This is a genomic window from Phocaeicola plebeius DSM 17135, from assembly GCF_000187895.1.
Lineage (GTDB): Bacteria > Bacteroidota > Bacteroidia > Bacteroidales > Bacteroidaceae > Phocaeicola > Phocaeicola plebeius.
The window spans coordinates 411528-435798 of record NZ_DS990133.1; the positions used below are offsets into that span (position 1 = coordinate 411528).

General features: G+C 46.4%; 17 protein-coding genes. 14 read left to right on the top strand and 3 right to left on the bottom strand.

Features of this window, described 5'->3' with window-relative positions; translation table 11 throughout:
* Positions 1-32: 32 nt before the first annotated feature.
* From nth to BACPLE_RS14615, 4 genes are all read left to right on the top strand, one after another.
* Positions 33-698 (top strand): endonuclease III, encoded by a 666-nt coding sequence (gene nth / locus BACPLE_RS14600; protein ID WP_007563328.1) that lies wholly within the window; start codon positions 33-35, stop codon positions 696-698.
* Positions 699-969: 271 nt separating this feature from the next.
* On the top strand, positions 970-2517 hold the full coding sequence (locus BACPLE_RS14605; protein ID WP_007563330.1) for a sulfatase: 1548 nt from the start codon (positions 970-972) through the stop codon (positions 2515-2517).
* Between the two features lie 80 nt (positions 2518-2597).
* Entirely contained in the window at positions 2598-4169 is a 1572-nt protein-coding gene (locus BACPLE_RS14610; RefSeq protein ID WP_007563332.1) for an arylsulfatase, read from the top strand.
* 21 nt (positions 4170-4190) lie between these two features.
* Positions 4191-6854: a glycoside hydrolase family 2 TIM barrel-domain containing protein gene (locus BACPLE_RS14615; protein ID WP_007563334.1), complete on the top strand. Its 2664-nt coding sequence runs from the start codon at positions 4191-4193 to the stop codon at positions 6852-6854.
* Positions 6855-6958: 104 nt separating this feature from the next.
* Here the strand turns inward: BACPLE_RS14615 and BACPLE_RS14620 are convergent, their stop codons facing one another.
* Both BACPLE_RS14620 and BACPLE_RS14625 read right to left on the bottom strand, forming a co-directional pair.
* Positions 6959-7306 (bottom strand): MerR family transcriptional regulator, encoded by a 348-nt coding sequence (locus BACPLE_RS14620; protein ID WP_007563336.1) that lies wholly within the window; start codon positions 7304-7306, stop codon positions 6959-6961.
* Positions 7307-7321: 15 nt separating this feature from the next.
* A complete protein-coding gene (locus BACPLE_RS14625; RefSeq protein ID WP_022052635.1) occupies positions 7322-8287 on the bottom strand; it encodes a M23 family metallopeptidase in 966 nt (321 codons plus the stop codon).
* Between the two features lie 133 nt (positions 8288-8420).
* On the opposite strand from BACPLE_RS14625, the gene alaS reads away from it, so the two are divergent.
* Positions 8421-11039, top strand: coding sequence for an alanine--tRNA ligase (gene alaS, locus BACPLE_RS14630; RefSeq protein WP_007563340.1), 2619 nt, complete (start codon positions 8421-8423; stop codon positions 11037-11039).
* Between the two features lie 121 nt (positions 11040-11160).
* Positions 11161-12528, top strand: a complete 1368-nt coding sequence (locus tag BACPLE_RS14635) for an MATE family efflux transporter (RefSeq protein ID WP_007563342.1) — start codon at positions 11161-11163, stop codon at positions 12526-12528.
* Between the two features lie 12 nt (positions 12529-12540).
* Here the strand turns inward: BACPLE_RS14635 and BACPLE_RS14640 are convergent, their stop codons facing one another.
* Positions 12541-13449: a helix-turn-helix domain-containing protein gene (locus BACPLE_RS14640; protein WP_007563344.1), complete on the bottom strand. Its 909-nt coding sequence runs from the start codon at positions 13447-13449 to the stop codon at positions 12541-12543.
* A gap of 157 nt (positions 13450-13606) precedes the next feature.
* Here BACPLE_RS14640 and BACPLE_RS14645 point away from each other — a divergent pair, with 157 nt between their 5' ends.
* The 8 genes from BACPLE_RS14645 to BACPLE_RS14680 all read left to right on the top strand — a co-directional run bounded on the left by BACPLE_RS14645 (position 13607) and on the right by BACPLE_RS14680 (position 24245).
* Complete coding sequence (locus BACPLE_RS14645; RefSeq protein WP_007563346.1) at positions 13607-14863, top strand: TolC family protein; 1257 nt, start codon at positions 13607-13609, stop codon at positions 14861-14863.
* A 28-nt stretch (positions 14864-14891) separates the two neighbouring features.
* Positions 14892-15782 carry an HlyD family secretion protein gene (locus BACPLE_RS14650; protein ID WP_007563348.1) on the top strand — a complete coding sequence of 297 codons (891 nt, stop codon included), beginning with the start codon at positions 14892-14894 and terminating at the stop codon, positions 15780-15782.
* 14 nt (positions 15783-15796) lie between these two features.
* Complete coding sequence (locus BACPLE_RS14655; protein WP_007563350.1) at positions 15797-17287, top strand: ATP-binding cassette domain-containing protein; 1491 nt, start codon at positions 15797-15799, stop codon at positions 17285-17287.
* Positions 17284-18405, top strand: coding sequence for an ABC transporter permease (locus BACPLE_RS14660; RefSeq protein ID WP_007563352.1), 1122 nt, complete (start codon positions 17284-17286; stop codon positions 18403-18405). The genes BACPLE_RS14655 and BACPLE_RS14660 overlap by 4 nt, the downstream gene beginning before the upstream one ends.
* A gap of 15 nt (positions 18406-18420) precedes the next feature.
* Positions 18421-19479: an ABC transporter permease gene (locus BACPLE_RS14665; RefSeq protein ID WP_040313321.1), complete on the top strand. Its 1059-nt coding sequence runs from the start codon at positions 18421-18423 to the stop codon at positions 19477-19479.
* Between the two features lie 238 nt (positions 19480-19717).
* A complete protein-coding gene (locus BACPLE_RS14670; protein ID WP_007563355.1) occupies positions 19718-22363 on the top strand; it encodes a DNA gyrase/topoisomerase IV subunit A in 2646 nt (881 codons plus the stop codon).
* A gap of 6 nt (positions 22364-22369) precedes the next feature.
* A complete protein-coding gene (locus BACPLE_RS14675) occupies positions 22370-23218 on the top strand; it encodes a DUF3316 domain-containing protein (protein ID WP_007563357.1) in 849 nt (282 codons plus the stop codon).
* Between the two features lies 1 nt (position 23219).
* The gene (locus BACPLE_RS14680) at positions 23220-24245 is read left to right on the top strand and encodes a S41 family peptidase (RefSeq protein WP_007563358.1); all 1026 of its coding nucleotides are present in this window, start codon (positions 23220-23222) and stop codon (positions 24243-24245) included.
* The last annotated feature ends 26 nt before the right edge of the window (positions 24246-24271 follow it).

Here is a 24271-nt window from a genome sequence, read left to right on the forward strand (position 1 = left end):
ACAAACTATTCACCTAAATTATTCTACACAGTATGCGAAAAAAAGAACTTTATCAGAAAGTCATCGAATATTTTCAGACGGCCATGCCCGTAGCCGAAACGGAACTGCACTATAGCAACCCGTTTGAACTGCTGATAGCTGTCATTCTCAGCGCACAATGTACCGACAAGCGGGTCAACATGATTACCCCTCCCCTGTTCAGGGATTTTCCTACTCCCGAAGCTTTGGCTGCCACCACTCCGGAAGTAGTGTTCGAATACATCCGCAGCGTGAGCTATCCCAACAACAAGGCCAAGCATCTGGTAGGAATGGCGCAGATGCTGGTACGCGATTTCCAAAGTACCGTACCCGACACACTGGAGGAACTGATTAAATTACCCGGTGTAGGACGCAAAACGGCGAATGTTATCCAGAGCGTGGTATTCAATAAGGCTGCCATGGCAGTCGACACTCATGTATTCCGCGTGAGTCATCGCATCGGACTGGTTCCCCGCACGTGTACCACTCCGCTGGCTACTGAAAAACAACTGGTAAAATACATCCCTGAATCGCTTATCCCGACCGCACACCACTGGCTGATTCTCCACGGACGTTACGTTTGTACGGCACGTGCCCCAAAATGTGAAAGCTGCGGACTGAACGGGATTTGTAAAGAGTCTTTAAAAAGTAGTTCAGGGCTGTCTATGACTAAAAACTAATTTATAAATGTATGGTGAGAGGCCATTATCTTAATTAAACACTACTATATACAGCCAACCAATCGCAAAGATTTAAGCAAAAGCCAATCAGAGAGCTATTGGATCCTAATAATCATACATGTTAATACAGATGGAAAGAATATTCTTAGAAATTAAAAGATACTTTAAGAATATTCTTTCTATGTATATTCCCATATACTAAAACTATTCCATTATCTTTGACCAACGATTATTATTGAAACTAAACTTTTATCTAACCTAAAGAATCTTTATGAGAAATATCACAATCCTCCTAAGCACTTGTAGTCTGATAAGCAGTACTTTATACGCACAAACAACCGATAAGCCCAACATTATCATGTTTTTAGTGGATGATATGGGATGGCAAGATACTTCCGTTCCATTTTTTGAGGACAATAGGACCCTGCTCAATGAACGTTACCATACACCCAACATGGAAAGATTGGCACAAATGGGAGTACGATTTACTGAAGCCTATGCATGTGCAATTTCCTCCCCTACCCGCTGCAGTCTAATGTCAGGAATGAATGCAGCCCGACATAAGGTCACCAACTGGACGCTGGAACTCAATCAAAAGACAGACGAATCAAGCGATGTAATAAAGTTGCCCGAGTGGCATTACAACGGCATCCAACCAGCTGAATCTAACATAAACAATTCTACTCCTATTACTTCTTTTCCCCAACTGCTAAAAGAAAACGGTTATCGAACAATTCATTGTGGTAAAGCACATTTCGGTGCACGCACTACACCTGGAGAAAATCCACTCAACATGGGATTTGATGTAAATATTGCAGGAGGCGCGAATGGTGCTCCAGGAAGTTATTTAGGGACAAGAAATTTCGGAGAAGGTAGCCGATTTGCCGTAAAAGGACTGGAAAAATATTACGGTCAGGATATATTTATCACAGAAGCGCTCACAAGAGAAGCGCTCAAAGAGATTGACCAATCTGTAGAAATGAACAAACCATTCTACCTGTATATGTCACATTATGCAGTGCATACTCCTTACGATGAAGATAAAAGGTTCAGTAGTAATTATAGAGACAAATATGACAAACAGCTCAAGGCTATACTCGACGAAAAAGAAGTCAAATATGCGGCACTGGTAGAGGGTATGGACAAAAGTCTGGGAGATATTCTTGACTATTTAAACTCACATCCACAAATAGCTCAAAACACTATTATCCTCTTCATGTCCGACAATGGAGGGCTGGCATTGAATCATGCTCGCCAGGGCATAGAAAACCGTGATGCGAATGCTCCAGCCCGTGCCGGAAAAGGTTCGGCTTTCATGGGAGGTGTACGCGAACCCATGATGGTATACTGGCCTGGAATAACAAAGGGAAACAGCATCTGCCACCAAAAAGTAATTATCGAAGACTTTTTCCCTACCATATTGGAGATGGCGGGTATAAAGAACTATACGACCAAACAAACCATTGATGGAGTGAGCTTTGTAGATGCATTAAAAAATCCGGACAATCTTAAAGAACGCACACTTATTTGGCATTTCCCTAACTTATGGGGCGAAACACAAAACAAGGAAGAGGGATATGGTGCTTATTCGGCTATTTTGAAAGAAGATTATCATCTGATTTATACTTGGGAAACTCAAAAGCTCAGATTATACCATATCAAAAATGATATAGGCGAACAACAAGACTTAGCATCTCAGCACCCGGAAATCGTAAAGCAGTTGAGCAAAGAAATGTCTGATTATTTGAGAGCAAGAAGTGCCCAAAGACCTTCCATGAAGACGACGGGTAAAATTATACCTTATCCTGATGAATTATAATTCCCTACGATATAATTTCTCATTATTAATATACTTACGTCCAAGTATCGCCTATTAATATAAACTTTATTCAATTCACCATGAACAGAATATCGCTTATCCCATTTTTGTTGTGTACTACTCCCCTTTCATCACATGCCCAAAAGATACAGCAGCCCCACATCGTGCTCATTCTATGCGATGACATGGGATTTTCCGATTTAGGATGCTACGGCAGTGAAATCCATACCCCCAATATTGATAAGCTGGCTCAGGATGGCATACGCTTCAGTCAGTTCAAAAATACGGGAAGAAGTTGTCCGAGCAGAGCCGCCCTACTTACCGGCAGATACCAACACCAAGTGGGAATGGGATGGATGGCAGAAGTGGATGAGCACCGTCCGGGATACAGAGGACAAATAGATAAAGAATACCCGACCATCGCTGAAATCATGAAAGCAGGAGGATATCGTACTTACATGAGCGGGAAATGGCATGTCACTACCACTGGTGGATACGATGCTCCCAACGGCAGTTATCCTGTGCAAAGAGGATTCGACAGGTATTACGGTTGTCTGCACGGAGGAGGAAGCTACTATAAACCTGACCCGGTATACAATGATTTAAAAAGAATCACTCAATTGCCCGACGATTATTACTACACAAAAGCCATTACCGATTCCGCGGTAAGTTTTATCCATACACATGATACAGACAAGCCCATGTTCTTGTATCTGGCCCATTATGCACCTCATCTGCCTCTTCAGGCTCCAGCAGAGTATGTTGAAAAATGTATGGACCGATATAAAGTAGGATACGATGTGCTACGAAAGCAGCGATTTGAAAAACAAAAGAGACTGGGACTTATTCCTGACAATATGGAATTGCCTATCTTCAATAAAGAATTCAATGGTAAACGTCCGTCATGGAATGAATTGACACCGGAACAGCAAGAGAAATGGATAAAAGACATGGCTACCTATGCTGCTATGATTGAAATCATGGACGAAGGTATCGGACTAGTCATAAAAGAACTCAAAAAGAAAAATATGTATGAAAATACAGTGTTTCTCTTCATGAGTGACAATGGAGCTACCAACGAAGGAGGATTTATCGGACAACTGATGTCTGACCTGTCAAACACTCCCTATAGAAGCTACAAAAAGTGGGGATTTCAAGGTGGAACCAGTAGTCCGCTGATTCTTAGTTATGGTAATAAGAACAAGAATCTACAAAAAGGAAGAGTATGTAATCAACCGGCCCATATCATTGATATAATGCCTACTTGTATGGCATTGGGAAACGTAGCATATCCTAAAACATTCTCACATGCAGACCTACCTGGAACAAACCTGCTTCCGGCTATAACCGGCCAATCCATTCACAAGCGAACGCTGTACTTTGAACACCAGAGTTCATGCGCTATTATAGAGGGTAACTGGAAACTGGTAAGGGCCGACAGAAACAGTCAATGGGAACTGATAGACCTCGACAAAGATCCGTTTGAAACGCATGACCTCTCTGCCACATATCCAGATAAGGTAGAGGAACTGGAAAGCAAATGGATTGAGTGGGCAAATACACATAAAGTTTTCCCCCTAGAAGATAAACCATGGACAGAAAGAATCAATTTCTATCAGGAAAAGAATTCCTATCAAAAAGGAGATTATTAACCTTAAAATAAACCATATCGTATGAAGAAACCATTTTTGGATATTCGAACTGCCCTATGTAGTTTGATACTCATGATTACCCAACTAGGATTTGCCCATCAACCGGAATTCTCTACAGCCGGTTTCTTTGAGCTTCCTAACACCGGAAGAACCGTTTACAGCATGAACCCTGCATGGCGTTTGCATAAAGGCAGTGCGGATGGAGCCGAACGTCCGGATTTCAATGACAAGGACTGGAATCTGGTCTCTCTCCCTGACGGCATAGAATATGTGCCTTCCGAAGCCAGCGGCTGCATCAATTATCAAGGTGAGGTATGGTATAGAAAACACTTTACTCCAGAAGAAGCATGGAAAGGCAAACAACTTTTTCTACATTTTGAAGCCATTATGGGAAAATCCAAGGTATGGGTTAACGGACAACTGATAAAAGAGCATTTCGGTGGCTTCTTGCCTGTCATCGCAAACATTACTGAATACCTGCGCTACGGACAAGACAATGTGATAGCAGTATGGGCTGATAACAGCAACGACCCGTCTTATCCTCCCGGAAAACCACAGGAAGCGCTTGACTTTACCTATTTTGGGGGAATTTACAGAGACTGCTGGCTCATTACACACAACGACATATTCCTCACCGATCCTAATTATGAAAATGAGACTGCCAGCGGAGGGTTGTTTGTCTCCTTCAACCATGTATCTGAGCAGTCTGCCGATATAAAGCTGGATGCACACATCCGGAACATGTCCGGAAAATCATTCTCTGGAAAGGTAGAATACCAACTGTTTAACACCTCACAGAAACTGGTTGCTCAAGCGGAAAAAGCATTCTCTGTAAGCAAAGGAAAAGGACGGCAGACATCCCTTGTGCTGCACGTGAACCAACCTGAATTATGGGAACCTGACTCTCCTACATTATACCAGCTTCACGTCATGATAAAGGATAAAGCAGGAAACATCATCGACGGATACCGCCACCGTATTGGAATCAGAAGCATTGAGTTCAAAGGGAAAGACGGTTTCTGGCTGAATGGAAAACCTTACCCTTACCCATTAATTGGCGCCAACAGACATCAGGATTTTGCCATCATCGGTAACGCCCTGTCAAACAGTCTTCACTGGAGAGATGCCAAAAAGCTTCGTGATGCGGGATTAAGAGTCATCCGCAACGCACACTATCCACAAGACCCGGCTTTCATGGATGCTTGCGATGAACTGGGACTGTTCGTCATCGTCAATACCCCTGGATGGCAGTTTTGGAACGATGAACCTATCTTTGCACAAAGGGTATATAGCGACATCCGTAACATGGTCAGACGCGACCGTAATCATCCTTCTGTCTGGATGTGGGAGCCGATTCTCAACGAAACATGGTATCCGGAAGATTTTGCCAAGAATGTAGTAAGCATTCTCCATGAAGAATATCCCTATCCTTATTGCTATGCAGGTTGCGATGTGACCGCTAAAGGACATGAATATTTTCCTATCCATTTCACACATCCTGTCAATGGGGCTGGAGGAGCATTTAACACATCAGACTTAGACCCTGACATTTCGTATTTCACCCGTGAATGGGGAGATAACGTAGATGACTGGAATTCTCACAATTCTCCCAGCCGGGTAAACCGCGCCTGGGGAGAAGTTCCGATGCTGATACAGGCTCAAGGATATGCTAAAACAGATTACCAGTACACTTGTTACGATGCGTTATATCGTAATTCACGCCAGCACATGGGAGGATGTTTATGGCATTCTTTCGACCATCAGCGCGGGTATCATCCTGACCCATTCTATGGAGGTATCATGGATGCATTCCGACAGCCTAAACTATCCTACTATATGTTCTGCTCACAGCGTCCGGCTGAAAAAAATGATAAACTGATTGCAGAAAACGGGCCTATGGTTTTCATTGCCAATGCCATGACTCCGTTCTCTCCTAAGGATGTAACCGTATACAGTAATTGTGAGGAAGTACACCTTACCTGTTGCAAAGGAGGGAAACAATATACCTACAAAAAAGCAGTCAAAGGAGAAGGTATGCCTTCACCCGTCATTACGTTCAATAATGTATGGGACGTAATGCACGACAAAGCGTTGGCCAGAGCCAATAAACATGAAGAATCATATCTGCTGGCAGAAGGTTTTGTCGACGGCAAACTGGTTGCAACTCATAAAGTTGTTCCTGCCCGACGTCCTTCAAAAGTAATTCTTTGGGCAGACAATGAGCAGACAGAAACCACGGCAGACGGTTCTGATCTGATTACCGTAGTAGCAGCTATAGCTGACGATAACGGAAACATCAAGCGACTAAACAACTACCATATTCAGTTTGAGATTGAGGGACCAGGTGAACTGGTAGCCAATAATGAGACCTTCACGAATCCTCGTGCTATCCAATGGGGAACTGCTCCAGTATTGGTTCGTGCAAAAACACAAGCTGGAGAAATAAAGGTAAAGGCATCAGTTGTATATAATGGCGTACATACTCCTGCACCGGCTGAAATCACTATTCAAACAGTAGAAGCCAAACATCCGCTTATTGCTGCCCCTAATGAACTGAAGCTTTTACAAAACCAGTCAAAGAATGACAAAAGATTTATGCCGCTCAATAAAGTAAGCCAGGAAGCACAACAGCAAAGCCGACTAAAACTGAAAGAAGTAGAAAAGCAACAAAGCGATTTTGAATAAAAGAGTTTTTCAACAGGTATCATCAATCGTGACTTACCAAAAGTCCATATACAAAATAGGCTGCTCTGTTCCGGGCAGCCTATTCCATTAAAAAACTTTATAAATCAAGTAAGATAATCCAACTCATTCCGCATGCTCACCAGTTCCTCGCGGATTCGTTTCAAGCGTTCTACCACATTGGCTGTCTGCATGGTTCCTTCCCTGTTCTGCCGTAACCGTTGCTTGGCACCGGCCAGCGTCATCCCTTTTTCTTTCACCAGATGATATACCAGACGAATATTCTCTATGTCTTCTTTTCGGTACTGACGCACATTTCCTCCTGTTTTCTTAGGAGAAATCATCGGAAACTCTTTTTCCCAATAACGCAGCAATGATTCATTTACATCAAACATTTTTGCCACTTCGCTGATGGAATAATAAAGTTTCAGTTCTTTATCTGTTTTCAAAGCCATAACAAGCAATTCTTTTTAATCAAATACACGACCGTGGTTGGCAGCCAGTTCAATCATCTTTTCATAATCGTCAGCATTCAAATCCATGAAATAATAGTTCACCGGATTGACAATCTTTCCCTTTACACGCACTTCATAATGTAAATGCGGACCGGTACTCTTTCCAGTAGAACCTACCTGACCAATCACTTCCCCACGCGCCACATTCTGACCCACTTTCACTTCTATTTTATTCAAATGAGCGTAACGGGTCACATAACCAAATCCATGGTCAATGATGATACAATTTCCATACAATCCATCCCAGCCAGCCTGTTTTACCCGTCCGTTTCCTGTAGCATATACCGGCGTACCGATATTGGCAGAAAAATCCATTCCTGCATGAAACTTCACGGTCTTATAAATCGGGTCAACACGCATACCGTATCCCGAAGCTGTCTGTTTCAGATTCTTGTTTGAAACGGGCTGGATAGCGGGAATACAGGCTAGCATTTTGTCATGCTGTTTACAGAGCCCCACCACTTCGTCGAAAGATTTGGACTGGGCATAAATCTTCTTCTCCAAATCATCCATTTTCTGCAGGGTATGGATGACCAGACGACTGTTGGCCATGTCCATCAGTTCATTATAACGTGCATTATTAGCGGTAGCCGAACGCTGTTCATCCGGTAACGGGTCTGCCTGCATCATTACGCGGTAGATGTTGTCGTCACGTTGCTGCAGGCGTTGCATCACTCCTTCCGCCTCATCCAGACGAGAGGAAAGAATGGCATATTGCGACAAAAGTCGGGAATTTTCCGTACGAAGGTCTTTTTCCGAAGGAGAACCGAAAATCCACAACAGCAGGATAAAACTGCCTGCTCCCAGTCCCATACCGACGAAGAGCTGACGCAAGTAGCTCAAAGCCCGCTGGCGTACGGTGGGATAAATACGGTCGTAAGTACGAGTTTTCGGGTTGTAGATATAATAGACTTTACGCATGTCGTTCGATTTTGGAAATTTTTAAGCAACAAAACATTAAGTTTTTGCACCAAACATACAGACAAAAATAATAAAACCAATTATCTTTGCAAATCAATTTTGAGAATATTAACTACAAGACGATATAACGATTATGTTGACAGCAAATGAAATCCGCGACTCATTCGTGAAATTCTTTGAGTCGAAAGGACATCAGATTGTGCCTTCTGCACCAATGGTTATCAAGGATGACCCTACCCTGATGTTCACCAATGCCGGTATGAACCAGTTCAAGGATATCATACTTGGAAACCACCCTGCTAAATACAAACGCGTGACTGACTCACAGAAATGTCTTCGTGTGAGCGGAAAACATAATGACTTGGAAGAAGTAGGCCACGATACCTATCACCACACCATGTTTGAAATGTTGGGTAACTGGTCATTCGGTGACTATTTCAAAAAAGAAGCTATCAGCTGGGCATACGAATACCTGGTAAGCATACTGAAGCTTGACCCGAAAGATTTATATGTGACTGTTTTCGAAGGTAGTCCAAGCGAAGGCATCTCACGTGATGACGAAGCTGCAAGCTACTGGGGACAGTTCTTCCCTGAAGACCATATCATCAACGGAAACAAGCATGACAATTTCTGGGAAATGGGTGACACAGGTCCCTGTGGTCCGTGTTCTGAAATCCACATCGACTCTCGTTCTGCAGAAGAAAAAGCAGCTGTTCCAGGACGCGAACTGGTAAACAAGGATCACCCGCAGGTTATCGAAATCTGGAACCTGGTGTTCATGCAATACAACCGCAAGGCAGACGGAACTTTGGAACCACTTCCTGCGAAAGTAATTGATACCGGTATGGGATTTGAGCGTCTGGTACGTACACTGCAAGGAAAAACATCCAACTATGATACAGACGTATTCCAGCCTATCATCAAAGTGATTGGTGATTTGTCTGGCAAGAAATATGGAGACGATGAAAAGACAGACGTGGCTATGCGTGTAGTTGCTGACCACATCCGTACCATTGCTTTCTCTATCACAGACGGTCAGTTGCCTTCAAACGCAAAGGCTGGTTATGTCATCCGCCGTATCCTGCGTCGTGCTGTTCGTTACGCTTACACCTTCCTCGGACAGAAACAGGCATTCATGTACAAGCTGGTTCCGGTGCTGATTGAAAACATGGGTGGTGCTTACCCTGAACTGAAAGCTCAGCAGGCTTTGATTGAAAAAGTGATGAAGGAAGAAGAAGAATCATTCCTACGTACACTGGAAACAGGTATCCGTCTGCTCGAAAAGACAATGAACGAAACCAAAGCTGCCGGCAAGACAGAAATTAGTGGAGTAGATGCCTTTACACTGTATGATACATTCGGTTTCCCATTCGACTTGACAGAGCTGATTTTGCGTGAAAACGGTCTGACAGCCGACGTGAAAGGCTTCGAAGCTGAAATGCAGAAACAGAAAGAACGTGCCCGCAATGCCGCTGCAGTAGAAACTGGTGACTGGGTTACCCTGAAAGAAGGTGAAACTACTTTCGTAGGTTACGATTATACAGAATATGAAACCAGCATCCTGCGCTACCGCCAGATTAAACAAAAGAACCAGACTCTCTACCAGATTGTATTGAGCGAGACTCCGTTCTATGCAGAAAGTGGTGGTCAGGTAGGTGATACCGGTGTATTGGTGAGCGAATTTGAAACTATCGACATCATTGATACAAAGAAGGAAAACAACCTTCCGATTCACATTGCCAAGAAACTTCCGGAACACTTGGAAGCTCCAATGATGGCATGTGTAGATACTGATAAGCGTGCCGCTTGTGCAGCTAACCACTCTTGTACGCACTTGCTAGACGAAGCTTTGCGTCAGGTATTAGGTACTCATGTGGAACAGAAAGGTTCTCTTGTAACTCCTGAATCACTGCGTTTCGACTTCTCTCACTTCCAGAAAGTGACTCCGGAACAGATTCGTGAAGTAGAACACCTGGTAAATGCCAAGATTCGTGAAAACGTACCTTTGACTGAATACCGTAACCTGCCGATTGAAAAGGCTAAGGAACTGGGTGCTATCGCTCTGTTCGGTGAAAAATACGGTGACGAAGTTCGTGTCGTACAGTTCGGTTCATCTATCGAATTCTGTGGAGGTACACATGTATCTGCTACCGGAAAAATTGGTATGGTGAAAATCATCTCTGAAAGTTCTGTAGCTGCAGGTGTACGCCGTATTGAAGCAGTTACCGGTGCGAAAGTAGAAGAGATGTTCGATACCGTACAAGATACTATTAACGACCTGAAAGCATTGTTCAACAATGCACCCGACTTGAAGGCTGCCATCTCCAAGTACATTGAAGAAAACGCTGGTTTGAAGAAGCAGATGGAAGAATTCATGAAGGAGAAAGAAGCTGCAGTCAAGAACAAACTGATTGAAGGCGCTAAAGAAATTAATGGCGTAAAAGTAATCAAAGCTGTACTTCCGATGCCGGCTGACGCAGTAAAGAACATTGCATTCCAGTTGAAAGGACAGTTCACAGAAAATCTGTTCGTAGTTATCGGTAGTGTATTTGAGAACAAACCGTTGCTGACTGTAACCATGAGCGAAGATCAGGTAAAAGCCGGATTGAATGCAGGTCAGTTGGTACGTGAAGCCGCCAAGCTGATTCAAGGTGGTGGCGGTGGTCAGCCTCATTTTGCAACTGCAGGTGGTAAAAATCCTGACGGATTGAATACGGCAGTTGACAAAGTGGTTGAACTGGCTGGATTCTAATTTTCAGAAAACCCTATCAACACTTAATTTTTTACTTTTCATCCCCCCTTATTTGCCCTTTTTAGGAAAATGAGGGGGATTTTTTTCGTACTTTTGCTCACATTCTACAAGCAGACAACCTATGCCTCAAGACAAATATACGCTTATGACCACGGCACCGGTACCCCGCCTTATCCGAGGATTGGCCGTTCCGACCATCATCAGTATGCTGGTCACGTCTTTCTATGTCATGGCCGACACTTATTTTGTCGGGAAAATCAATACTCAGTCTACTGCGGCTGTAGGTATTTCTTTTTCCATCATGGCCATTATTCAGGCATTCGGTTTTTTCTGCGGACATGGTTCAGGTAATTTCATTTCCAGAAGATTAGGTGCACGTGACTATCGCAGTGCGGAAAAGATGGCTGCAACGGGCTTTTTCAGCGCATTCCTTATCGGTTGTGCCATCGCGCTTGTCGGTCTGCTTTTTCTGGACCCTATCTGCCGGGCACTCGGCTCTACCCCAACCATTCTTCCATACGCCAAGACCTATTTAGGAATTATCCTGTTGGGAGCTCCTTTTATGGCTTCCTCGCTGGTACTCAACAACCAGATGCGATTCCAGGGAAACGCTGTTTATGCCATGATTGGCATCATTGTGGGAGCCGTACTTAACATCGGACTTGACCCGTTATTGATATTCGTATTCGACATGGGAATTGCAGGAGCCGCCTGGTCGACCTTCATCAGTCAGGTATGCAGCTTCACCATCCTGCTTTTCATGGACCGGAAAGGAGAAAACATCCGTATCCATTACCGACACTTTACTCCGACTCCAGCCTATCTGAAAGAAATCGTATACGGAGGAAGTCCTTCTCTTTGCCGGCAGGGACTGGCCAGTGTGTCAACCATTCTGCTGAATGTAGCAGCCGGAAATTTTGGAGATGCCGCCATTGCCGGAATGTCCATTGTAACCCGCGTCTGCATGTTCATCAATTCCTTTGTTATCGGTTTCGGACAGGGATTTCAACCTGTATGCGGATTCAACTACGGAGCAGGGTTAAACCGTCGTGTCCGCCAAGGATTCTGGTATTGTGTGAAGGTAGGCGTTATCTTCTTGGCTATCTGCTCCCTCATCGGCTACATTTATGCCCCAGAAGTAGTCTCCTGGTTCCGGAAAGAAGACCCACAAGTTATCGCCGTAGGAGCCGAAGCTCTACGCTGGCAACTCATCACGCTCCCATTAGGAGCCTGGGTGATACTGTGTAACATGCTGTTACAAACCATCCGTCAGCCTCGCCGGGCCGTCATTCTTTCCTCCTCCCGCCAAGGTTTATTCTTCATCCCCTTGATACTGATTCTGCCGTACTTTTTGCAGTTGCAGGGTGTGGAAATGTGTCAAGCCGCAGCCGACCTATGCTCTTTTCTACTGGCTCTTCCTCTTACCATTCCAGTATTGAAGTCACTGCGCGTAGACAGGACTCCCATGAAAGAAGAAAACACCCGATAAACACGAAACTCCTTATTCGTCTTTTCTTCGATAATCATTAGGAGTCATTCCAGCCATTCGCCGAAAATATTTACTGAAAAATGACGCATTGGGAAAGTTCAATTCATCGGCAATCTGATACACCAGCTTATCCGTGTGGCGCAACATCAGTTTAGCTTCCTGCATTACCGCCTCATTTACCCAGTCCATCACCGTGCGTCCGCTGGCCTGACGAACCAGTGTACTCAGATAACGGGGCGTCAGAAAAAGCCGGTCGGCATAAAACGCAATGCTTCGCTCGCGGACTGCATATTTGTTGACTAATTCCAGAAAACGATTGAAAATGTCCTCCTGACGCGTATGCTGCTGACGTTCGGTCGATTGGCTTCTTTTCCTGACAAAATCCAGTTGATGAAAGCACAGAGAAATCAGACTCTGCACGGAAGCTCTCGGAAAAGGCCGATCGTGTACAACTTCCCACAGTAAGGCAAACAACTGCTCCATGCGTTGCACTTCTTTCGCAGTTAAAGACAGATGCAAAAACAATCGCCCCTGCAAATAGGTCTGCAACAAATCTTCTTTCTGCCAATTCTCCATTAAGCTGTTTGAAAAAGCCAGCATAGCTAAATCCAAATCAGATGATATATAAAGGAACTCAAATACCGTTCCCGGAGATACAGCCAGCAAATCGCCCTCCTTAAATTCCACTTCACGAAGATTGATACGCAGCCGAAGCGTCCCCGCACGAAAAAACACCACTCGCCCCTCGGTCAACCGATAGGGCTGCCCTTCCATCGGGATAAAATGAATTACGTCGGCTATTCCCTGAATGGAACGAAGCAATCCCAATTCGGAAGTAAGAAAGCGGGAGGTGTTCGTCCCTTCTCCCACATGTTCACGCACTTTCTTCAATGCCAGCAACAACAGATGATTCGATTTCATTTGACACCTTGTTTTCCTGCAAAGATAATATTTCAAGCCTTTTTTACAGCAAAGACAAGCATTTATCGAACAAAAAGAACATTCCGTCACACATATAGGACCGAAAGATTACACAAAACCCTCTATCTTTGTCATACAATCTTTTAATAAACACCCAATGCCTATGATACGAACATTTCTCCTTTTGTGTGCATGGAGCCTGAGTGTGATAAGTCAGGCACAAATCACCTTGGAAAGTTGCAAGCAGCAGGCCCGTGAAAACTATCCGCTGGTACGACAATACGACTTGATTCAACTGTCCGAACAATATACGCTATCAAATGTAGCGAAAGGCAATCTGCCCCAAATCAGCGTGAGCGGAAAAATATCTTATCAAAGCGAAGCCACTACCTTTCCTTTCGAGATTCCGGGATCGGGCATGAGGGGACTACCGAAAGACCAGTATCAGGCATTGATTGAAATCAAACAAAATATATGGGACGGAGGAAAAATCCGCAACCAAAAAGCTCAGGTCAAAGCCGAAGCCGAAGCAAACGAGCGACAGCTTGATACCAGTCTGTATGCACTGGAAGAAAGGGTGAATCAGGTATTCTTCGGTATCCTGTTACTGGACGAGCAGCTGGCACAAAATGTATTATTAGAAGAAGAACTCGCACGCAACCAGAAAACGGTGGAGGCTTATCGGATAAACGGCACCGCCAATGATGCGGACGTAGACGCGGTAAAGGTAGAGATTCTTCAAACCAAGCAACAGCGTATCCAGTTGGAAAATAACCGTATGGCCTATCTGCGCATGCTGTCCTTACTTACAGGAAAAGAACTTCCGGCACAAACCCAGTTAGTACGTCCAGCCCTTGTGGAAACGAATGCATCTGAATTCAACCGCCCTGAACTACGATGGTATGAAGCACAAGAACAGACCGTCGCCGTACAACGAAAGGGATTGCAAACGGGTTATCTTCCAACTTTTAGTCTTTTTGCACAAGGAGCCTACGGCAATCCGGGACTGGATATATTAAAAGACAAATTCAGAACCTACTACTTAGTCGGAGCCCGGTTTACCTGGAATTTCGGAAGCCTGTACACTCTGAAAAACGACCGGAAAAACCTGGACAACCGCATCCAGCAAATTAGAAACGAACGCGACTTATTCTTATTCAACACACACTTTCAACTGGCAGAAGAAGACGGCACCATCCAAAGTCTTCGGCAGCAGATGAAAGAAGACGAGGAGATTATCCGATTACGGGAGAACATCCGACGGTCTGCCCAAGCCAAAGTAGCCAACGGCACCATGAGCGTCAGCGACATGCTGAAGGAAATTACAGCCGAGAATCTCGCGCGCCAAGCCAAGGCCGTACATGAAGTACAATTGCTTATGCATCTACACCAAAGAAAACACCTGACCAACTAACCCGTTTCACCCTAAAATACTCAAGCGTATGAAAAAAAGATATGTATTTCAAACTCTGTTACTGATTTGCCTGACTGCCTGCGGTTCCAAAGACGAATTTGATGCCACCGGCACCTTCGAAGCGACGGAAATCGTGGTATCTTCCGAAGCTACCGGAAAACTGTTCTACCTGAATGCGGAAGAAGGTATGCACTTTACGCAAGGAACTGAAGTGGGACTGATTGATACGGTGCAGCTTTATTTGAAGAAACGACAGCTGGAGGCGCAGATGAAATCGGTGGAGAGCCAGCGCCCCGACATCCACCGGCAAATAGCTGCCACAAAAGCACAGATTGCCACGGCACAGCGGGAACGAAACCGGGTAGAGAATCTGCTTAAAGCACAGGCTGCCAACCGCAAACAACTGGATGACTGGGATTCACAGTTGGCGGTACTCAACCGGCAACTGGAAGCGCAACTTTCTTCGCTGGGGAATACCACTGCCAGCCTGACAGAGCAAAGTTCATCAGTCGCCATCCAGGTGGCACAAGTAGAAGACCAATTAAATAAATGTCACATCACCGTTCCCATCAACGGAACCATCTTAGCAAAGTATGCCGAACCCAGTGAACTGGCTACAGTAGGAAAACCGCTGTTCAAGATAGCCGATATGGAGCACATCTTCCTGCGGGCATACCTCACCTCTTCACAGTTAGAGTCAGTGAAATTAGGTAACGAAGTCACCGTTTTTGCCGATTTCGGCAATGCGCAACTCAGAAATTATCCCGGCAAGATAGTCTGGATTTCCGAAGAAGCGGAATTTACGCCCAAAACCATCCTGACCAACGATGAACGGGCCAACCAGGTATATGCCGTCAAAATAGCCGTCGAAAACGACGGACACATCAAACTGGGCATGTACGGGAAAGTCAAATTCTGAAAACCGAAAGTGACATGAAAAACCTTATCGAAGTCAGCCATGTAAGCAAAAGCTACGGAAAGGTACAAGCCCTGCGCGATGTATCCTTCAGCGTAAAGCAAGGAGAACTGTTCGGCCTCATCGGTCCCGACGGAGCTGGGAAAAGTACCCTGTTCCGCATCCTGACCACCTTGCTGCTACCGGACCAGGGAAGCGCCCAGGTACTGGATGCGGATGTACGGGCCGACTTCCGTACAATACGGCAGAGCGTAGGTTACATGCCGGGACGCTTCTCTCTGTATCAGGACCTCACGGTAGAAGAAAACCTGCGTTTCTTTGCCACCGTATTTCATACGACCATTGAAGAAAACTACGAGCGGATACGCGCCATTTATGAACAGATTGCCCCCTTCAAGCAGCGTCGGGCAGGTGCATTGTCGGGAGGAATGAAGCAGAAACTGGCTTTGTGCTGTGCACTGGTTCACGCCCCGAAAGTCCTCTTTCTGGACGAACCGACCACCGGAGTAGACCCCGTTTCACGCCGGGAGTTTTGGGAGATGTTAGCCTACCTCCGCCAGGAAGGCATTACCCTTGTCGTATCCACTCCTTTCATGGACGAAGCCTTGCGATGCGACCGAGTGGCGTTTCTTTACGAGGGAGAAATTAAAGGCATCGACCGTCCGGAAGCCATACTAAAGCAATTCAGCGAGATTCTATGCCCTCCCGGCCTGCAACGAAAAGCCGTCGATAAACATACTCCGCCCATTATTCAGGTGGACAACCTCGTCAAACGATTCGGCTCGTTCACGGCCGTCGACCACATCTCATTTTCGGTACAGCGGGGAGAAATCTTCGGCTTCCTAGGGGCCAACGGAGCCGGAAAGACTACCGCCATGCGCATCCTGTGCGGGCTAAGTCTTCCCTCCGAAGGAAAGGCTGAAGTGATGGGGTTTGACGTACGGACGCAAAGCGAGGAAATCAAAAAACGAATCGGCTACATGAGCCAGAAATTTTCACTTTATGAAGACCTGACCGTACGCGAAAACCTCCGTCTGTTCGGAGGTATCTATGGTGTCAATGCCAAGGAAATCAGCAAGCGTACGGAAGAAACCTTACAGCGTATCGGACTTTACGAGGAACAACATACCCTGGTGCGTTCGCTGCCTTTAGGATGGAAGCAACGACTGGCCTTTTCAGTAGCTATCTTCCACCGTCCGGAACTGGTTTTTCTGGACGAACCGACAGGAGGAGTCGACCCGGCTACCCGCCGTCAGTTCTGGGAGCTGATTTATCAGGCCGCCAACCAGGGGATTACTATTTTTGTCACGACGCACTACATGGACGAAGCTGAATATTGCGACCGTATTTCCATGATGGTGGACGGACATATTCGGGCACTGGATACTCCCGACGGACTGAAATACCGTTTTGATGCCCGAGACATGGACGAAGTCTTCCAAAAATTAGCACGTGAAGCCCAACGAGGAGAACATGCCTTTACTCACACGCAAACAGAACAGCCATGAAACAGTTTATCGCTTTTGTCAGAAAAGAATTTCACCATATCCTGCGCGACCGGCGTACCATGCTGATACTGATAGGCATGCCGATTGTACAGATTATCCTTTTCGGCTTTGCCATCTCGACCGAAGTGCGTAATGTACAGACTGCCATCCTTGCACCTTCCCTCCAGACGGATGTACGGAAAGTGATGGAACAACTGGATGCCAGCGAGTATTTCACGGTGAAATATGTCGTCCAGTCTCCCGACGAAATCGAACGGCTGTTCCGACGCAACCTCATAGAACTGGCTGTAGTCTTTCCCTCCGACCTGCATCGCCTGCGTTTTGACTCGGAAGAGATACAGATTTTAGCCGATGCCACCGACCCGAACCTGGCCGTCACACGGAGCACGTATGCACAGACAATTCTAAGGCAAGCCCTACAAACCATCCGTCAAACTACAACCACCTCGGCCTATTCACAACCGGATAAGCAGCCTGTCATGGTGTACAATAAACTGCTCTATAACCCGCAGATGAAGAGCGCCTATAACTTTGTACCGGGAGTCATGGGATTGATTCTGATGCTGATTTGTGCCATGATGACCTCCATCTCCATCGTACGCGAAAAAGAAACAGGCACGATGGAAGTCCTGCTGGTCTCTCCCGTCAACCCGCTGTTCATCATTCTGTCGAAGGCAGTTCCCTATTTCGTGCTGTCCCTACTGAACCTGACGACCATCCTGCTGCTCTCCGTCTTTGTGCTCGACGTACCGATAGCCGGAAGCCTGCCTGCCCTGTTAGGCGTATCCCTATTGTTCATTTTCGTATCCCTGGCATTGGGACTGCTTATCTCCTGCATTACCCATACGCAAATAGCGGCCCTGTTAGTGTCGGCCATGGTACTGATGATACCCACCATTATCCTGTCGGGCATTATCTTCCCGATAGAAAGTATGCCGGGCATTCTGCAGGTCCTCTCCTGCCTTATTCCCGCACGCTGGTACGTAGAAACCGTCCGCCGGCTGATGATTGAAGGTGTACCACTAGTGTATGTATGGAAAGAAGTGGCAGTGATGTGCCTCATGGCAGTGGTACTGATTACGGCTACTGCCCATAAGTTTAAGAACCGACTGGAATAAACCGCCAAGCCTATGATGTTACGTTACCTGATAGAAAAAGAATTCAAGCAGTTGAAACGCAACAGTTTCCTGCCCCGCCTCATCCTGCTTTTCCCCTGCATGATGATGCTGGTCATGCCCTGGGCCGCCACACTGGAAATAGAGAACCTGCGCATTGCCGTCATCGATAACGACCGCAGTCCTTCTTCCGAAAGACTGGTGCACCGCATCGAAGCTTCCCGTTATTTTCAACTGACGGCACTTCCCCCGTCCTACGCACAAGGACTGCAAGCCATCGAGACAGACCAGGCCGACATGCTGCTGGAAATTCCACGCGGCTTTGAGAAAGCGCAAGCCAACGGACAAAGTCCGGCGGCACTCATTGCAGTCAACACCGTTAACGGCACGAAAGGCGGACTGGGCAGCGCTTACCTGCAACAGATACTCAACCCGTCTTCTTCGCAAAATTCTGTCCGCTACCGGTTCAATCCTTACCTGAACTATAAAGTATTCATGGTTCCTGCACTGATGACCATGATACTGGTCCTGCTCTGTGGCTTTCTGCCTGCCCTGAACGTGGTAAGTGAAAAGGAAGCGGGTACCATCGAACAAATCAACGTGAGTCCGGTCAGCCGCTTTACCTTCACCCTTGCCAAGCTGTTGCCTTATTGGGGCATCGGGTTTGTGGTACTGAACCTGTGCATGCTGTTGGCCTGGCTGGTGTACGGATTAACTCCGGCAGGAAACGTGCTGACCATTTACCTGGCCACCCTGATTTTCGCACTGGTCATGTCGGGACTGGGACTGGTCATTTCCAATTACTCTTCCACCATGCAGCAGGCCATGTTCGTCATGTGGTTCTGCATGCTGATTTTCATCCTGATGAGCGGACTGTTTACCCCCATCAGCAGCATGCCGGAATGGGCACAAGGCATCACCTACCTCAATCCGTTGCGCTACTTTATGGAAATCATGCGTATGGTCTACCTGAAGGGAAGCGGCATCTGTGACATCGGTTTCCAGCTTTCCGTACTTTCGTCCTTTGCCCTTCTGCTCTATGCATGGGCCATACGCAGCTACCGTAAGCAGCAATAAGCCCAAACGCGCCTGCCATCTTACCTCGACACGTACGTGCGGAGCTCTCATCACGTACGTGTCAAGGTCTCGTCACCTTCGTGTCAACACCTCGTCACGTACGTGTCGAGGTATTTACGCCAAGAAATTTCTTCAAAAATGCCCTTTTCGGGGGTAAGAATTGTAAGTCAATTATTTCCACCACACAGAATTATTCAGTAACTTTGCCCGAATCTCTTTACATAGGAACCATTTTAATATGAGCGAAGATACTTTTGACAAGGACGAAAAAGAAATGGCAAACTTGCCCGAGAAAGAAGAACACTCTGACTACAAACCGGTATCGACCACTGACGAGGCAGTAAAGCACCAGTTGAGTGGCATGTACCAGAACTGGTTTCTGGACTATGCTTCATACGTTATCCTGGAGCGTGCCGTACCGCATATCAACGATGGATTGAAACCGGTGCAGCGACGCATTCTCCACTCCATGAAACGGCTGGACGACGGACGCTACAACAAGGTGGCCAACATTGTGGGACACACCATGCAGTTCCACCCTCACGGAGATGCTTCTATCGGAGATGCCCTTGTACAATTGGGACAAAAGGACTTACTCATTGACTGCCAGGGAAACTGGGGTAACATCCTGACGGGCGACAGTGCGGCTGCTCCCCGTTACATCGAAGCCCGGCTTTCCAAGTTTGCGCTGGATGTGGTGTTCAACCCGAAAACGACCGAATGGCAGGCTTCCTATGACGGCAGAAACCGGGAGCCGGTCACACTGCCGGTCAAATTCCCGCTGCTACTGGCCCAGGGGGTAGAAGGTATTGCCGTGGGACTTTCCTCCAAGATTCTTCCACATAACTTCAATGAACTGTGCGATGCGGCCATCGCCTACCTGCACGGAGAAGACTTCCAGCTTTATCCGGATTTTCAGACAGGTGGTTCGATTGACGTATCACGCTACAACGACGGCGAGCGAGGAGGCGTAGTGCGCGTGCGTGCCAAAATCTCCAAGATTGACAACAAGACCCTTTGCATCAGTGAAATCCCTTATGGAAAGACTACGTCTTCGTTGATTGACTCTATCCTGAAAGCCATCGAGAAGGGAAAAATCAAGGTAAGAAAGGTGGACGACAACACGGCCGGAAAGGTAGAAATCTTAGTACACCTTACTCCTGGCGTATCGTCTGACAAGACACTGGATGCCTTGTATGCCTTTACTGACTGCGAGGTGAACATCTCGCCCAACTGCTGCGTCATCGACAACAAGAAACCGCATTTCCTTTCAGTGAGTAAGGTGCTGAAAAAATCGGTCGACAATACGCTGGCACTGTTACGCAAGGAACTGGAGATACAACGGGACGAAACACTGGAAACCCTGCACTTTGCTTCGCTGGAAAAAATCTTTATCGAGGAACGTATCTATAAAGACAAGCAGTTCGAACAGGCTGACTCTATGGATGCAGCTTGTGAGCACATCGACGAACGCCTGACGCCTTACTATCCGCAGTTCGTACGCGAAGTGACCAAAGAAGATATTCTCCGCCTGATGGAAATCAAGATGGCACGTATCCTGAAGTTCAACAAGGACAAGGCAGATGAGTTCATCGCACGCCTGAAAGCGGAACTGGAAGAGATAGACAATCACCTGGCGCACATCACGGAATATACCATCGACTGGTATCAACGCCTGAAAGAGAAGTATGGTAAAAACTTCCCGCGCCGCACGGAAATACGCAACTTCGATACCATCGTGGCTACCAAGGTGGCCGAAGCCAACGAAAAACTGTATATCAACCGTGAAGAAGGTTTCATCGGTACCGGACTGAAGAAAGACGAATATGTATGCAACTGTTCTGACATCGACGATGTAATCATCTTCTACAAAGACGGTAAATACAAGATTGTCCGCGTGTCCGACAAATTGTTCGTCGGAAAGAACATCTTGTACGTCAACGTATTCAAGAAAAACGACAAACGTACCATCTATAACGTCATCTACCGTGACGGAAAGGAAGGTTATTATTATATCAAACGTTTCAATGTCACTTCCATCATTCGTGACAGAGAATATGACGTAACGCAGGGCACTCCAGGTTCTAAAATCGTGTACTTCACCGCCAATCCGAATGGAGAAGCAGAAGTCATCCGTGTAGTGCTGCGTCCTACGCCCCGCATTAAGAAGCCTACGTTTGAAAGAGATTTCAGTACCATCAACATCAAGGGAAAACAATCCATGGGTAACTTGCTGACCAAGGCTGAGGTACACAAGATTTCCTTGAAACAGCGAGGGGGCTCTACGCTCGGAGGCAGAAAGGTGTGGTTCGACCACGATGTGCTCCGACTCAACTACGATGGAAGAGGACAATACCTGGGAGAATTCCAAAGTGAAGACAGCATTTTAGTAGTACACAAGAACGGAGAATTCTATACTACCAACTTCGACCTGAGCAACCATTACGATCCGGATATTCTCTGTATCGAGAAATTCAATCCTGACAAGGTATGGACAGCCGTGCTCTACGATGCCGACCAGCAGAACTATCCGTACCTGAAACGCTTCACCTTCGAAGCGACCACCAAAAAGCAGAATTTCCTGGGAGACAACAAACATACGCAACTTATCCTGCTGACCTGTCAGGTGTACCCGCGTATCCAGGTAGACTTTGGCGGACACGACAGCTTCCGCGAAGCACTCATTCTGGAAGCCAGCGACTTTGTAGGCGTGAAGAGCTTCAAGGCAAAGGGTAAGCGACTGACGACTTATACCGTCGGCCAGATTACGGAGCTGGAGCCAACCCGCATGCCGGAACCGGAGCCGGAAGAGCCTGAAAAGGAAGAAGAAGGCATGGAGGAAGATGACAGCCAGGAAGACGACGGACAAATGAAACTCTTTTAAAACCGTATGAAACTACGAATTTACCTTATACTTTGCGCATGCTGGGCTGCTTTTTCGCTTCAGGCACAAGAAGACAGCCTGCGTGCCACACGTTACGTAATGCGCTCCGTACTCTATGGAGCGGGAATGAGCAACGTGCTCGATACATATCTTTCTCCCTTGGAATACAAAGGGCCGGAGATTCGTATCCTTCGCGAAAACATGCGTATGACCCGGTTAATGAACGGAAACGTTTCGGCCCAAAATCTGTTGCAGGCCAATGTATCGTACACGCATAATCCGAGCCAGACCGCCAATATGTATGCCGGACTCGTAAACTGGACCTATGCACTGCACTATCAGTTTCGTCTGAACGAGCAACTGAAACTGCTGGCAGGTCCGATGATTGACCTGAACGGAGGATTCGTGTACAACACACGCAATTCCAACAATCCGGCACAGGCAAAAGCATACGGAAGTGTAGGTATATCCGGAATGGCCATCTACAAGTTCCGTATCGGAAACTATCCGCTGGTGGTACGTTATCAGGCCAATCTTCCGCTGTTGGGAGCCATGTTCTCTCCTGAATTCGGACAGTCATACTACGAAATGTTTTCCTTGGGACACAAAGGAAAGAACGTGCTGTTTACTTCGCTTCACAACAACCCGTCGCTCCGACAGATGCTGACGCTTGATTTCCCTATCCGGAAAGTCACCATGCGCGTGGGATACATCTGCGACCTCCAGCAAGCGAAAGTCAACCACCTGAAATACCATACTTATTCACACGATTTTATGATTGGCATCGTGAAAAACTTCTATCTGCTGAAAGGAAAGAACCGTATTTCCATGCCTTCAAACGTTACGCCTTATTGATATGAAACGGATTTATCATTGCTACTTATATAGCCTTCTGCTGACATTGTCCTGCTTCACATTCTCTTCCTGCATACGTGAAGACATTCAGGGTAATTCTCCGGAAGCCAACTTTGAATCGCTCTGGAAAATCATCGATGAGCAATATTGTTTTTTGGACTATAAGCACGAGACGTATGGACTGGACTGGGATGAAGTACATACCCGCTATGCCAAGCGGATTTCTTCCTCCATGAGTTGGGAGTCACTTTTCGAAGTTTTGTCGGAAATGGTCAATGAATTAAGAGACGGACACGTCAACCTGAGCAGTTCATTGGGTACATCGCAATACCGGGAATGGTTCGATGCTTATCCGCGGAATTTCAGCGACAGCATCCAGAGCAACTACCTGAAAAAGGATTACATCATTACCTCCGGACTGACCTACCAGATTCTGGAAAATAACATCGGTTACATCTATTGTGAAAGTTTCTCCGACGGTATCGGCGACGGAAACCTGGACCAGATGCTGAAGAAACTGGAGATTTGTGACGGACTGATTATCGACGTACGCAATAACGGAGGAGGCAACCTGACTACAGCACAGAAACTGGCCGCACGGTTTACAAATGAGAAAGTACTGGTCGGCTACATCCGTCATAAAACAGGTCCGGGGCATAATGATTTCTCGGACCCTGAACCTGTATATCAGGAACCATCCAACAGTATCCGCTGGCAGAAAAAGGCCGTGGTATTAACCAATCGCCGTTCTTACAGTGCCACAAACGACTTTGTGAATACCATGCGTCAATTCCCCAATGTAACTACCATGGGAGATACCACCGGAGGAGGATCTGGTCTCCCCTTCAGCTCGGAAATTCCCAACGGATGGTCCATCCGTTTCTCTGCCAGCCCGATGTTCGACCCGGACATGAACCAATTGGAATTCGGTATCGAACCAGACGTGAAAGTAGATATGACCAGCGAAGATATGCAGCAAGGAAAGGACACCATCATCGAGACCGCTATCAAAAAACTAAAGAATTAAGGTGCAGTATTTGGAGAATATGAAAA